This is a genomic window from Methylibium sp. (genome assembly GCF_031393925.1).
Classification (GTDB): Bacteria; Pseudomonadota; Gammaproteobacteria; order Burkholderiales; family Burkholderiaceae_C; genus Methylibium.
Genome location: NZ_JANMWL010000151.1, coordinates 1 through 12,655, shown reverse-complemented (window position 1 = coordinate 12,655; position 12,655 = coordinate 1). Strand labels below are relative to the sequence as shown.

The following is a 12,655-nucleotide window of genomic DNA, read 5'->3' as shown; positions in this document are numbered from 1 at the left end:
GGCAGCCGCGGCTGGCCAGCATGCGCAGGATGTTGCGCTTGATGCCGTAGTCGTAGGCCACCACATGATGGTGCGGCGCGGTCTGGCGGCCATAGCCGGGCCTGCCTTCGGCGTGCGAGAGCGACCATTCGGTCTCGGTCCAGGCATAGGGCATGGCGACGCTGACAACCTTGGCAAGGTCGAGTCCGGTCATGCTCGGCGCCGCCTTGGCCTTGGACAGCGCCTGCTCGGCGTGAGCCGGCGTCACCGCTTGACCCAGCGGCAACGCGAGGATGCAGCCATTTTGCGCACCACGCGTGCGCAGCAGGCGGGTCAGCCGGCGGGTGTCGATGTCGGCGATCGCCACCGTGCCTTCGTCGCGCAGGTACTGCGCGAGCGTGCGGGTGCTGCGAAAGTTGGATTCGAGCACCGGCAGATCCTTGATGACCAAGCCCGCCGCGTGGACGCGGTCGGCTTCGACGTCCTCGCTGTTCACGCCGGTGTTGCCGATGTGCGGATAGGTCAGCGTGACGATCTGCTTGCAGTAGCTCGGGTCGGTGAGGATTTCCTGGTAGCCGGTGAGCGACGTGTTGAACACCACCTCACCGACGGTGTGTCCGGCAGCGCCGATCGAATGGCCCTGGAAAGTCGTGCCGTCTGCGAGTACGAGCAGGGCGATAGGCAGATCAGGCAGCACGGGTAACTCCGTTGTTGCACGCGCCGACGCGGCTCCGTTGGAGCGTAAGTCAGTGGTCTTCCAGCGGGAGAGACGGTGCGGTCTCCGGAGCAGGTCCGAAAGCGAGAAGGCGCGGGCGGGGTCGGTTGCGGGTAAACCTATAAATTATAGCGAGCCATGCCCCCGCCCCGAGCCGTGGAAGGCCAGCACTAGCGCTCACCGGGCGCTCGGGCCGGCCCGAGGCGAGACCCCGCGTGGCGCGTCGCCGCACTTCAGCCAAGGGCGGCGATCCCGGCCTTGGCGACCTGCGCATCCTCACTCGATTTGACCCCGCTGACGCCGACCGCGCCGAGGCACTGTCCCCCGACGAGGATCGGCACCCCGCCTTCGAGCATGCCTTCGAGCGCGGGGGCGCTCAGGAAGGACGCCCGCCCCTGGTTGATCATCTCCTCGTAGACGCGGCTCTCGCGGCGCCCGAGCGCTGCGGTGCGGGCCTTGGCCGGGGCGATGTGCGACGACACCGGCGCCGCGCCGTCGAGCCGCTGCAGCCACAAGAGGTGCCCGCCGTCGTCGACGATAGCGATCGTCACCGGCCATTCTTGCGCCAGCGCCTCGGCTTCGGCCGCTGCAACGATGCGCTTCACGTCGGCGAGCGTCAGATAGGGTTTGTTCTCCATGGTCGGGCCTTTTCGTTGGGAATTGGATCGGTGGGAACTGTACGGCTTCGACCCGGCCGCAGCGCATCGGGGAACTACAATCGCGGGGCTCGCTCCAAGTGGGCAATCAAGTCTTTCGTATCAGGAGGCGCTCGAATGAATGAAACCCTAAAAACCGGCTTTGGTGGCGTTGTCGCCACCGAACAGAACCGCGTGCTGCGCAACACCTACTGGCTGCTTGCGCTGTCCATGGTGCCCACGGTGCTCGGCGCCTGGGTGGGCGTCACCACTGGCTTCAGCTTCTTCGCCGGCAGCCCCTTCATAGGCTTCCTGCTGTTCATGGGCATCGCGTTCGGCTTCTTCTTTGCGATCGAGAAGTTCAAGAACTCGGGCATCGGCGTTGCGCTGTTGCTGGGATTTACCTTCTTCATGGGCTTGATGCTGTCACGCCTCATTGGCGCGGTGCTGGGCTTTAGCAACGGCGCCACCTTGATCGGCATGGCCTTCGGCGGCACGGCGCTGGTGTTCTTCGGCATGGCCACACTGGCCACGACGATCAAGCGCGACATCTCCGGCATGGGCAAGTGGCTGATGGTGGGCGTGATCGGCCTGATCGCCGCGAGCGTGGCCAACATCTGGCTTCAGATGCCCGCGCTGTTCCTGACCGTCTCGGTGCTGGCCATCGTGATCTTCTCGGCCTTCATCCTCTACGACCTTAAGCGCATCATCGACGGCGGCGAAACCAACTACGTGACCGCCACGCTGTCGGTCTACCTGAGCGTCTACAACGTGTTCCAGAGTCTGCTGAGCATCCTGGGCATCTTCGGCGGCGAGCGTGATTGACGGATCGCTGCGCTGACTCAACGGGGCCCCGCGGCGCGGGGCCCCGTTTGTTTGTAGCGCTTCAAGGCCGCTCGAAGACCGCCATTGACTCCACGTGGGCCGTGTGCGGGAACATGTTCACCGCCCCCGCCTTCGTGCAGCGATACCCGCCCTGGTAGACCAGCAGGCCGGCATCGCGCGCCAGGGTCGCCGGGTTGCAACTGACGTAGACGATGCGTTGCGGCGACGTCCAACCGGGTGCGAGCGAGGGGTCTTGCACTGCCGCCGCCACCGCCTTGACCAGCGCGAAAGCGCCTTCCCGCGGCGGATCGACGAGCCACTTTTCGGCACTGCCGAAGGCGGGCAACTCGCCCGGCGCCAACTCGAACAGGTTGCGAGCCTCGAAGCGCGTCTTGTGCGCAAGCTGGTTGCGCTCGGCGTTGTCTCGCGCGCGCGCCACGAGGGCCTCGCTGCCCTCGACACCGAGCACTTCGCGCGCGCGCGTCGCTAGGGGCAGGCTGAAGTTGCCGAGGCCGCAGAACCAGTCGATCACGCGCTCGCCGGCTTGCACGTCGAGCAGGCGCAGCGCGCGAGACACCAGCGCCTGGTTGATGGCGTGGTTGACCTGGGTGAAGTCGGTCGGCCGGAATTGCACCACGACGGCGAACTCGGTTAAGGCATAGGCCAGTTCGGGGCCGCCGTCGTCGAGCCGCTGCACCGTGTCGGGCCCCTTGGGCTGCAGCCACCACTGCACCGCATGCTCGGCGCCGAAGCGGCGCAGTCGCTGCAGATCGCCCTCGCTCAACGGCTCGAGGTGACGCAACACCAGCGCCGTGATCAGCCCTTGCGCGCCTTCGCCGATTGCCACTTCGATCTGCGGCAGGCGTTCGCGGCCGTCCATGCCGTGAATGAGTTCGCGCAGCGGCAGAAGCATGGCGCTCAGGTGCGGCGGCAGGATTTCGCAACTCGTCATGTCGGCCACGTAGCTCGATTTGCGCTCGTGGAAGCCGATCAGCACCTTGCCTTTCTTGAGCACGTAGCGCACCGACAGCCGCGCGCGGTAGCGGTAGCGCCAGGTCGGCCCCTCGATCGGCCGCAGCATCCGCTCGGGCCTGACCTTGCCGAGATGCCAGAGATTGTCTTCGAGCACGCGCTGCTTGACGGCCACCTGCGCGCTGACATGCAGGTGCTGCATCTTGCAGCCGCCGCACAGGCCGAAGAACTCGCAGCGCGGCTTCACACGCTGCGAACTCTCGCACCGCAACGCGAGCATCGTCGCCTGCTCCCAGTTGTTCTTGCGTCGCCCGACCGCCACCTGCACTTGCTCACCGGGCAGCGCGCCTTCGATGAACACGACCTTGCCTTCGGCGTTGCGTGCCACGCCCTGCGCCTCGAGGTCGAGCGAGTCGACCTTCAGCCATTCACCCGGTGCCGTCATGCGCCGATTATCCGGGCCGCATGACGCGGATCGCGTGCTGTAATTTCTCGATGATCACCGTCCACCACCTCGAAAACTCCCGTTCGCAACGCGTGCTGTGGATGCTGGAAGAACTTGGCCTCGACTACGAACTCATGCACTACAAGCGCGATGCCAGCACCATGCTCGCGCCGCCCCAGTTGCGTGCCGTGCATCCTCTGGGCAAGTCGCCGGTCATTGGCGATGGCGCGCTGACCCTGGCCGAATCGGGCGCCATCCTCGAATACCTTGTCGAGCGCTACGGCCGCGCACGGCTCTCGCCCGCGCCGGACACGCCCGAGCACCTGCGCTATCGCTACTGGATGCATTACGCCGAAGGCTCGGCCATGCCACCGCTGCTGTTGAAGCTGGTGTTCGACAAGCTCGAAAAAGCACCGATGCCCTTCTTCGCCAAGCCGATCGCACGCGCAATCGCCAGCAAGCTCAGGCAGACCTTCATCCAGCCACAGATCGATCGGCACCTTGATTTCATCGAAGCCGAGTTGGGCCGCACCGCCTGGTTCGCGGGCGAGGACTTCAGTGCCGCCGACGTGCAGATGAGCTTTCCACTTGAAGCGGCCGCGGCGCGTGGTGGCCTTGATGCGCGCCGCCCCAGGACGATGGCGTTCCTCGCGCGCATCCATGCCCGCGCCGCCTATCAACGCGCACTCGAGCGCGGCGGCCCGTACCAGTTGCTGCGCTGAGCCGCAGCACTATTGCCGGGAGGCGATGTCGTCGCCGCAGTGCGGCGCGGCAGCAGCAGCGCGCTTGGCCAGGATATCCATCCACAACGCGGCGTCGCCGGTGCCTGACAAGGTGCTGCGCAGTGACGGTAGTCCGGCCCGCTCGGGCACGGTCTCGATGTCGAACACGAGCACCGGCCGAGCCCTGGCTTCAGAACACCGAGTTGCGGTCGATGCCCTGGCGCGCCATGCGGCGCTTGAGTTTTAGCAATGCTTCTTGCTGGATCTGGCGGATGCGCTCGCGCGTGAGGCCCAGGCGCTCGGCCAGCACCTCGAGCGTCTCGGGCTCTCGGTCATGCAGGCCGTAACGGCCGGCCAGCACCTCGCGTTCGCGCTCGCTCAGCTCGTCCAGGCCGTGCTGCAGCAAGGCGTCGAGTTCGTGATGCAGGGTGTGGCCCATCGGGTCGGTGGCCTGGTCGTCGGCCACCATGTCGATCAGCGTTTCCGCACCGTTGCCATTGCCCTGACGCTCGAGTGGCGCGTCGAGCGAGGTCGGCTGCTCGGCAAAACGCAGCAGTTCCACGACCTCGGCCACCGGACGGCCGACCGCCGCGGCCACCTCTTCAACGCGCACCGCGCGACCGCTGGCACCGGCCGCGACCTCACCCTCGAGCGCACGGCGCGCCTTGAGCACATGGTTCAGCTCGCGCACCACGTGCACGGGAAGCCGCACCAACCGCGCCTGGTGCATGACGCCGCGCTCGATGCTCTGGCGGATCCACCACGAGGCGTAGGTCGAAAATCGAAAACCGCGCTCGGGCTCGAACTTGCCGATCGCGTGCATCAAGCCGAGGTTTCCTTCTTCGATCAGGTCGGTCATCGGCAGGCCGCGGCCGAGGTAGTTCTTGGCAATGCTCACCACCAGCCGAAGGTTGCGCTCGATCATTTGCTGGCGCGCCGCGAACTCACCCGCCCGCGCGCGCGTGGCGGTCTCGAACTCCTCCGCCGGCGTGAACAGCGGCGCACGGCGGATTTCGCGCAGGTAAGTCTGCAGCGTGTTGCCGATCTCGCCCTCGCCGGCCGACAGCAGCGCGGCGTCGGGAGTGAAGTGCGACGCGATGTCCGTTGCGACCAACTCGCGCGCGAAGTCGGCGTCATCGGGCATGAGCGGTGGCCCGCCTTCGCCGTTGGGCGATGCGCCGATCCCGCGGCCCGCTGGCGGTGCGGCCAACCCCGCGACAAGCGCGCGCCCGTTGTGCGAGTTGCGCTTGTTGCCGTTCATGACCGCAGGGTACCGCGTTAGCGAGGCGGCAGGAGCTTTGCCGGATCGAGCGGCTTGCCGAGCTTGCGAATCTCGAAGTGCAATTGCACACGCTCGGCGTCGGTGGCACCCATCTCGGCAATTTTCTGGCCGCGTCTCACCGTCTGCTCCTCCTTGACCAACAGCGTCTGGTTGTGCGCGTAGGCGGTGAGGTAGTTGGCGTTGTGCTTGACGATCACGAGGTTGCCATAGCCGCGCAGGCCGGAGCCGGCGTAGACCACACGGCCATCCGCTGCGGCAAGCACCGGATCGCCGGTCTTGCCGCCAATCGCCAGGCCCTTGTTGCGCGCATCGTCGTAGTGGGCGAGCACCGGGCCGGTGGCAGGCCAGGCCCAAGCCGGCTCGTCGTCGCCCTTCGGGGCCGGCGTGGCGACGGCCGCGGCGGGCGCACTGGCCGCCAACGGCACGGCACCGCCTGGCGCGGCGCTGGCCGGCAGTGCCGGTGCTGATGCAGCCGGGGTGGCCTGGGTGGCCGGCACGGACGCGGCAACCCCCGGCCTGGACTCGAGCGGGCGCGGCTCGACCTTCGCCGTTGCGACACCCTTGCTCGCCACGGCGCCCGGGTCGACGCCGGGCGGCAGCGTGCGCAGCACTTGCCCGACCTCGATCACGTTGGCGTTGTCCATGCCGTTCCAGCGCGCGACGTCGCGCCAGTTCTGGCCGGTTTCCAGGCCGATGCGGATCATCGTGTCGCCGGGCTTGACGGTGTAGTAGCCGGGCTTGCCGGCGTTCTCGGCGCCGGGCAGGAGCTTGGTGGCGTCGGCCGCAGACGCGGCGGTCGAGACCGGTGCGGGTGCCGACGCGCCGGAACTGCGGGCACTGCGGTCTTCGACCGGCGGCGCGCGGCGGATCGTCGGCGGCGTGCAGGCCGCGAGCATCGCAAGGCCGAGCGCGAGCAGCACAAAACGCAGCGCGGACGAGCCTGGAAGTTGAAAAGGCATGAAGGTTTCGAGCCGGTGTCTTAATCGATGCCGGATTTTAAAGGGACGAAGCGCACCGCCTCGTGCATGCTGCGCCGCAGGCTGCCGTCGGCGAGCCGGTCGATCACCACCAGCACCTGCCCCCCTTCGCCGCCGTCGTGCATTGGCGCGACCAGCCGGCCGCCGGGTGCGAGCTGTTCGGTCCAGGCGGGCGGAATGTCGTGGCCGCCGGCTGCGGCGATGATGCCGTCGTAGGGCGCGTTGGGCGCGTGGCCGAGGCGGCCATCGCCGTACACGAGCCGCAGGTTGTCCAGGCGCAGCGCCGCCAGGTTGCCGCGCGCCTTGTCGTGCAGCGGCTTCAATCGCTCGATCGACACCACCTGGCGCGACAACTGCGCCAACACCGCCGCCTGGTAGCCGCAGCCGGTGCCGATCTCGAGCAGGCGCAACCTCGACTGCGGCGCATGCGGCGCGAGCATCAGCTCGATCATGCGTGCCACCACCGACGGCTTGGAGATCGTCTGGCCCAGGCCGATCGGCAGGCTCGTGTCTTCATAGGCCTGGTTGGCCAGCGCGGTGTCGACAAAGGCGTGGCGTGGCACCGCGCGCATGGCGGCGAGCACGCGAGGGTCGACGAGGCCCTCGGCGCGCAGCCGCTCGAGCAAGCGCTCGCGCACGCCGTGCGAGTCGAGCCCGAGCCCGGCCGGCACGGCAGCGCGCGAGCGGGCCACGGCGGCATCGTGCAGCGGACGCTGCGGTCGCAGCACCGACGCGGGCGCGGCGCCCGGCGTGCCGGTGAGGCGATCCAGGCGCAGCGGAAACTTCGGCGCCGCGGAGTCGCGCGAGCTCATGTCAAACCCGAAGACGTCGCCAACCAGCGCGACCACTGCGGCAGCAAGGCGTGGTCGGTCAGGTCGACCTGCAGCGGTGTCACCGAAACGTGCCCGTGCGCGACCGCGTGAAAGTCGGTGCCCTCGCCGGCCTCGCGCGCGTCGCCGGCCGCGCCGATCCAGTAGATCGGCTCGCCGCGCGGGTTGCTCTGGCGGATCACCGGCTCGCTTGCATGGCGCCGCCCGAGGCGCGTGGTGACGCGACCGGCCAACGCACCCAAGGGCCGTGCCGGAATGTTGACGTTGAGCAGCCACGGCGGAGCACCGGGCGGCTCGGCCAGCACCTGCTCGAGCAGCGAACGCGCCACGCGCGCAGCGGTGTCGAGGTGCTGCCAGCCCTTTTCGGACAGCGAGAACGCGATCGACGGAATGCCGAACAGGTAGCCCTCCATCGCCGCAGCGACGGTGCCCGAATAGAGCGTGTCGTCGCCCATGTTGGCGCCGTTGTTGATGCCAGAGATCACCAGGTCGGGCCGCTGCGGCAAGAGCCCCGTCAGCGCGACGTGGACGCAGTCCGAAGGCGTGCCGTTGACGACGCGGTAGCCGCTGGCCGCCGTCCACACGGTGAGCGGGCGCTGCAAGGTCAGGGCGTTGGAAGTGCCGCTCGCGTTCTGCTCGGGGGCGACCACGTCGATCTCGCCGAGACCGCGGCAGGCTTCCACCAGGGCGGCCAGGCCGGGAGCGAGATAACCGTCGTCGTTGGCAACAAGAATGCGCATGCGCCAGATTGTAGGGACGGCCTCGCGTCGCTCGTGCGAAGCAAGCACGCGTTGCGCTCACTATCATCGAGCGAACCCACCGCAGCGGAGACGCGAAATGCACGCCTGGCTTTGCGACAACCCGATCGGCCCCGAAGCGCTGAAATGGACCGAGTTGCCGACGCCCGAACCCAAGGCCGGCGAGGTGAGGGTCACGGTGCGCTGCGCCAGCCTCAACTTCCCCGACCTGCTGATCGTGCAGAACAAATACCAGATCAAGCCGCCGCTGCCCTTCGTGCCCGGCTCGGAGTTCTCGGGCGTGGTCGACGCGGTGGGCGAAGGCGTGACCCACCTGCGCACGGGCATGGCAGTGGCTTCCTTTGGCGGCATCGGCGGCTTTGGCACGCAGGTGTGCGTGAACGCGCAGTTGGTCATGGCGCTGCCGCCCGGCTTCGCGTTCGACGATGCCGCCGCCTTCATCTGCACTTACGGCACCACTCACCACGCGCTGATCGATCGCGCGCAGTTGAAGGCGGGCGAGACCGTGCTGGTGCTCGGCGCCGCCGGCGGTGTGGGCACCGCGGCGATCCAGATCGCCAAGGCAGCGGGCGCGCGCGTCGTCGCCGCCGCTTCAAGCGACGCGAAGTGCGCGCTTTGCAAAACGCTCGGCGCCGACGCCACCATCAACTACGCCCATGGCGACCTGCGCGAGCAGATCAAGGCCGCCACCGCGGGCACCGGGCCCGACGTCGTCTATGACCCGGTCGGTGGCGCGCTGGCCGAGCCGGTGTTCCGCTCCATCGCCTGGCGCGGCCGCTACCTGGTGATCGGTTTTGCCGGCGGTGCTATTTCTTCGCTGCCGCTGAACCTGGCCTTGCTCAAGGGCGCGTCCATCGTCGGCGTGTTCTGGGGCGAGTTCGCGCGGCGTGAGCCGGCCGCCAACGCGCGCGCGTTGGCCGAGCTCGCCGGCTGGTATGCCGCGGGCAAGATCAAGCCCGTGATCGAGCGGCGCCTCTCGCTCACCGAGCTGCCGCATGCCTTCGAGCTGATGGCCAGTCGCCAGGTGCGCGGCAAGCTGGTGTTGAGCGTCGACTGATCGCCGAACAAGCGGCGCGCGAGCCCGCGCGAAGCGAACGGTGCGCTCGCCGTGATTGCCGCACGCACCAGTGGCGCAGTGGGCAGTGACGGAGTGCGGTGCTAAATTCCACCGCATTGCCCCTCCCCGAGTCGGTCGCCGTGCGACGAACGCTGCCAAGTTGGCGCTGCTGGCCTTTGCCACCCAGACTCTGGATGCGCGGGCACGGCCGCCGTCGATCGCCTTCGGGTCACCACCACCTTGATCGCGCAGACCAACGGCGCCTGGAAACCCTTCATCGACGAACTCAGACAGCGCTCCCGGCTGCTGCTCGTCACGACAATGAGCCAGGCGCACAAGAGCGAGCGCCTGGGCGGTCCAGGTGAACGCTACGTGCGACGCTCGCTCGCGCTGCCGACGCCCGGCGGCGCGGTGCGCTGACTTGTGAAAATCAGGAGACATTGATGGCCGTCAAGGTGCTGATCGTCGAAGACAACCCGGTGGCGCGCAACTTCCTCGCGCGGGTCGTGCGGGAGAGCTTCTCGGACGTGACCGGCATCGCCGAGGCGGGCGATCTTGAAAGCGCGCGCCGCCAGCTCGGCATCGGCGCGGGCGCACCTACGCCCGACGGCGAGCCCTTCAAGCTGGTGCTGGTGGACCTGGAGCTGCCCGACGGCAGCGGCCTGGAGCTGCTCAAGGAACTCAGGCACCAGGCGGTCACCCGCATCGTCACCACGCTCTACTCCGACGACGACCACCTGTTTCCGGCGCTGCAGTGCGGCGCCGACGGCTACCTGCTCAAGGAAGACCGATTCGAGGTGCTGGTCGAGGAGCTGCAGAAGATCGTGCGCGGCCAGCCGCCGCTGTCGCCAGCGATCGCGCGGCGCGTGGTGAAGTACTTTCGGCGCAGCGACTCGGGCTCGATGCCGCTGGACAGTGCGATCGCGTCCGGCGACTTCCAGACCAAGCGAGCGGCATCGGCCGCCGTGTATGTCGAGCCCGACCACGAGCACCTGACACCTCGCGAGACCGAGGTGCTCACCTACCTCAGCAAGGGCTTCACGATCAAGGAGATCGCCGGCCTGACGGCGATCAAGTGGTTCACCGTCAACGACCACATCAAGGCCATCTACCGCAAGCTCAACGTCTCCAGCCGGGCCGAGGCCGCCGTGCAGGCAAGCAAGCAGGGGCTGGTGTGACGCACGGGCGGTCGATTGGCGCGCCGCGGGGCTGAGCGTGGCCTCCCCGCTGCCACCGCTGGCCCCTGCCGGGCGTGCCGACGACCGGCGCGCGCCCAAGCCGTTTGTCGCGCGCACGGGCGAGATCGATTCGGCCTTCGACACCGCGCGCCTCGAGCGGTGGCTGCCGCCCGGCCTGCGCAATTCGCGCTGGCTCGGCTGGCGACTGCGCGCACTGGTGATGTTGGCGCTCGCGGGATGCGTGGCCCTGTTCATGTGGACGCGCCACCTCACCGCCCAGCCCTGGCTCGACGCCAATTGGCGCGCCAACGCGCACGGCCAGCTCGAACTCACCGCCACCAACCACCCGGCGCTGGCGCCCTTCGTGGGTCGGGCGTTGCTCGGCGTGGTCGGCGCGGACGGGCGAACCGCGGTGCTCGACGCGCTGGCGCTACAGCGCTCACCGCGCTGGCTGAGTGGCGATGCCGAGCGCGCGCGCCACCGCGAGCTGCAGGAGCAACTGCACGCCGCGCTGGCGCAACCGCGGGTGCGCCTTTATTTTTCCGACGGCGGCAGTGCCGAGCTCGAGCCGGGTGCGCGCGGCAGCCTGCAACTCGGCCTGATGTACTGGCTGCTGAGCGCGATGGCATTGGTACTCTTGCTCGTCGCGATGGTGGTCGTGCTGGTGCGCCCGTCGCTGCCGAACGGTCTGTATGCACTGATGGCGCTGTGCCAGTGCGGCAACCTGCTGTTCATTGCCGCGGCCACCGCGCTCGATCTCGCCCTGCCGAGCGGCCACGCGCTGCTCGAGCTGCGCGCACGCACCGCCTTCGACCTCGTCACCGCCGCGGCGATCGTCCACGCCACCAGCGTCCACCCGCGCGTGCTGCCGGGCGCACGACTCATCGCCACGGCCGCCTGGGGCATCGTCGGCACGCTGCTCGTGCTGGTCCTTGCACAGTCACTGCCCGAAGCCTGGTGGTGGACGCAGGGCGCTGGCGCCGTGTTCGGCGTGGCCGCCATCGCCTTGCTGAGCTGGTCCTACCGGCTCGAGCCGCATCCCTACGCGTTGGTGATACGCCGCTTCGGCCTGGTGACCGTGAGCACCTGGATCCTGCTCACGGCGGCGGTGGCGGCAAGTGGCCAGGAACCGGGCCTGCAGCAAGGCATTGCCACGATCGGCTCGATGATCTGGGTAGTGTTCGTGGCGTCGCTGCTGCTGCTGGCGCCCTTCCTGACCAAGTCGCAGCAGGTGCTGCGTGAGTTCTCGCTGCTCGCCGGCATCAGCACCGTCGCGACCTCGCTTGACCTGCTGTTCGCGGCCGCGTTCTCGTTCGGCCAGTTCACCTCGATCACGCTGTCGGTGTTTCTCTCGCTGGGCCTGTATGCGGGCGCACGCCAGTGGTTGCTCAACCACCTGCGTGGCACCCACATGGTGACGACGGAGCGGCTGTTCGAGCGCCTGTACCGCATGGCGCGCGACGTCCAAACCCGTCCCGAGCGCGCCGCCCCGGCGCTGCTCGATCTGCTGCGCGAGTTGTTCGAACCGCTGGAAGCGAGCGTCGCGCTGTTCGCGATCCCACGCGCGCGCAGCAGCGGTAACGGCTCGACCTTGCTGGTGCCGGTGCCCGACCTCAGCCGCGCCAGCATCGGCGCGGACCAGACGCTGGTGCTACGCTTTTCGCAGCACGGCCGGCGGCTGTTCACCGAAGAAGACGGGCGGCTGGCCAACCGCATCGTCGAGCAGTTGAGGCGCGCGGTGGTGTTCGACCAGGCGGTCGAACGTGGGCGCAGCGAAGAGCGCAGCCGGCTTGCGCAGGACCTGCACGACGACATCGGCGCACGCCTGCTTACGCTCATGTACCAGGCCCAAAGCCCCGAGCACGAGGACTACATCCGCCACACCCTGCAGGACCTGAAGACGCTCACCCGCGGCCTCGCCGCCAACAGCCACCCGCTTTCGCACGCCGCGGGCGAGTGGAAGGCTGACCTGCAGCAGCGGCTGAAGCTTGCCCATGTGGCGCTCGACTGGCAGGCTCACTTCGGGCGCGACGCCGACTTGAACGTGGTGCAGTGGTCGGCGCTGACGCGCGTGCTGCGCGAACTGGTCAGCAACATCATCGCGCATGCGCAGGCCACGCAGGTCACCATCGCGCTCGCGTTCGGCGACGACAGTCTCGAGCTGCAGGTGCGCGACAACGGGCGTGGCCGCAATCCGCAGGCCTGGGCGCACGGCCTGGGCCTGGGCGGCGTGCGCAAACGCGTCAAGCAGCTCGGCGGCGAGGTCGAGTGGCGCGAGGC

14 protein-coding genes are annotated in these 12,655 nt (G+C 68.4%); 6 read left to right on the top strand and 8 right to left on the bottom strand.

Going from position 1 to position 12,655, the window contains the following annotated elements; all coding sequences use genetic code 11:
* Together RMO12_RS08635 and RMO12_RS08630 are read right to left on the bottom strand one after the other, a co-directional pair.
* Positions 1-676, bottom strand: a 676-nt coding sequence (locus RMO12_RS08635) for a carbamoyl-phosphate synthase domain-containing protein (RefSeq protein ID WP_309638975.1), incomplete at its 3' end; no start/stop codon positions are given.
* A 251-nt stretch (positions 677-927) separates the two neighbouring features.
* Positions 928-1,332: a heme-binding protein gene (locus tag RMO12_RS08630; RefSeq protein ID WP_309638974.1), complete on the bottom strand. Its 405-nt coding sequence runs from the start codon at positions 1,330-1,332 to the stop codon at positions 928-930.
* A 135-nt stretch (positions 1,333-1,467) separates the two neighbouring features.
* On the opposite strand from RMO12_RS08630, the gene RMO12_RS08625 reads away from it, so the two are divergent.
* Positions 1,468-2,154 (top strand): Bax inhibitor-1/YccA family protein, encoded by a 687-nt coding sequence (locus tag RMO12_RS08625; RefSeq protein ID WP_309638973.1) that lies wholly within the window; start codon positions 1,468-1,470, stop codon positions 2,152-2,154.
* Between the two features lie 61 nt (positions 2,155-2,215).
* Here the strand turns inward: RMO12_RS08625 and rlmD are convergent, their stop codons facing one another.
* Entirely contained in the window at positions 2,216-3,571 is a 1,356-nt protein-coding gene (gene rlmD, locus RMO12_RS08620) for a 23S rRNA (uracil(1939)-C(5))-methyltransferase RlmD (protein WP_309626785.1), read from the bottom strand.
* Between the two features lie 50 nt (positions 3,572-3,621).
* Between rlmD and RMO12_RS08615 the strand changes: the two genes are divergently transcribed.
* Positions 3,622-4,293 carry a glutathione S-transferase gene (locus tag RMO12_RS08615; protein ID WP_309638972.1) on the top strand — a complete coding sequence of 224 codons (672 nt, stop codon included), beginning with the start codon at positions 3,622-3,624 and terminating at the stop codon, positions 4,291-4,293.
* Between the two features lie 9 nt (positions 4,294-4,302).
* On the opposite strand, the gene RMO12_RS08610 is transcribed toward RMO12_RS08615, so the two are convergent.
* The 5 genes from RMO12_RS08610 to surE are packed head-to-tail and all read right to left on the bottom strand — an operon-like array spanning position 4,303 to position 8,122.
* Positions 4,303-4,467, bottom strand: coding sequence for a hypothetical protein (locus tag RMO12_RS08610; RefSeq protein WP_309626783.1), 165 nt, complete (start codon positions 4,465-4,467; stop codon positions 4,303-4,305).
* 16 nt (positions 4,468-4,483) lie between these two features.
* On the bottom strand, positions 4,484-5,554 hold the full coding sequence (gene rpoS, locus RMO12_RS08605; protein ID WP_309626782.1) for an RNA polymerase sigma factor RpoS: 1,071 nt from the start codon (positions 5,552-5,554) through the stop codon (positions 4,484-4,486).
* A gap of 17 nt (positions 5,555-5,571) precedes the next feature.
* Positions 5,572-6,534, bottom strand: coding sequence for a peptidoglycan DD-metalloendopeptidase family protein (locus RMO12_RS08600; RefSeq protein WP_309638971.1), 963 nt, complete (start codon positions 6,532-6,534; stop codon positions 5,572-5,574).
* A 20-nt stretch (positions 6,535-6,554) separates the two neighbouring features.
* Positions 6,555-7,364: a protein-L-isoaspartate(D-aspartate) O-methyltransferase gene (locus RMO12_RS08595; protein ID WP_309626790.1), complete on the bottom strand. Its 810-nt coding sequence runs from the start codon at positions 7,362-7,364 to the stop codon at positions 6,555-6,557.
* Entirely contained in the window at positions 7,361-8,122 is a 762-nt protein-coding gene (gene surE, locus RMO12_RS08590) for a 5'/3'-nucleotidase SurE (RefSeq protein WP_309638970.1), read from the bottom strand. Before surE ends, RMO12_RS08595 begins: the two co-directional genes overlap by 4 nt.
* Positions 8,123-8,219: 97 nt before the next feature.
* Between surE and RMO12_RS08585 the strand changes: the two genes are divergently transcribed.
* The 4 genes from RMO12_RS08585 to RMO12_RS08570 form a co-directional block, all read left to right on the top strand.
* Positions 8,220-9,197: an NADPH:quinone oxidoreductase family protein gene (locus RMO12_RS08585; RefSeq protein WP_309638969.1), complete on the top strand. Its 978-nt coding sequence runs from the start codon at positions 8,220-8,222 to the stop codon at positions 9,195-9,197.
* Positions 9,198-9,437: 240 nt separating this feature from the next.
* A complete protein-coding gene (locus RMO12_RS08580) occupies positions 9,438-9,617 on the top strand; it encodes a hypothetical protein (RefSeq protein WP_309638968.1) in 180 nt (59 codons plus the stop codon).
* Positions 9,618-9,640: 23 nt separating this feature from the next.
* Positions 9,641-10,375 (top strand): response regulator transcription factor, encoded by a 735-nt coding sequence (locus tag RMO12_RS08575; protein ID WP_309638967.1) that lies wholly within the window; start codon positions 9,641-9,643, stop codon positions 10,373-10,375.
* Between the two features lie 37 nt (positions 10,376-10,412).
* The coding region (locus RMO12_RS08570; protein ID WP_309638966.1) for an ATP-binding protein at positions 10,413-12,655 on the top strand (2,243 nt) is incomplete at its 3' end.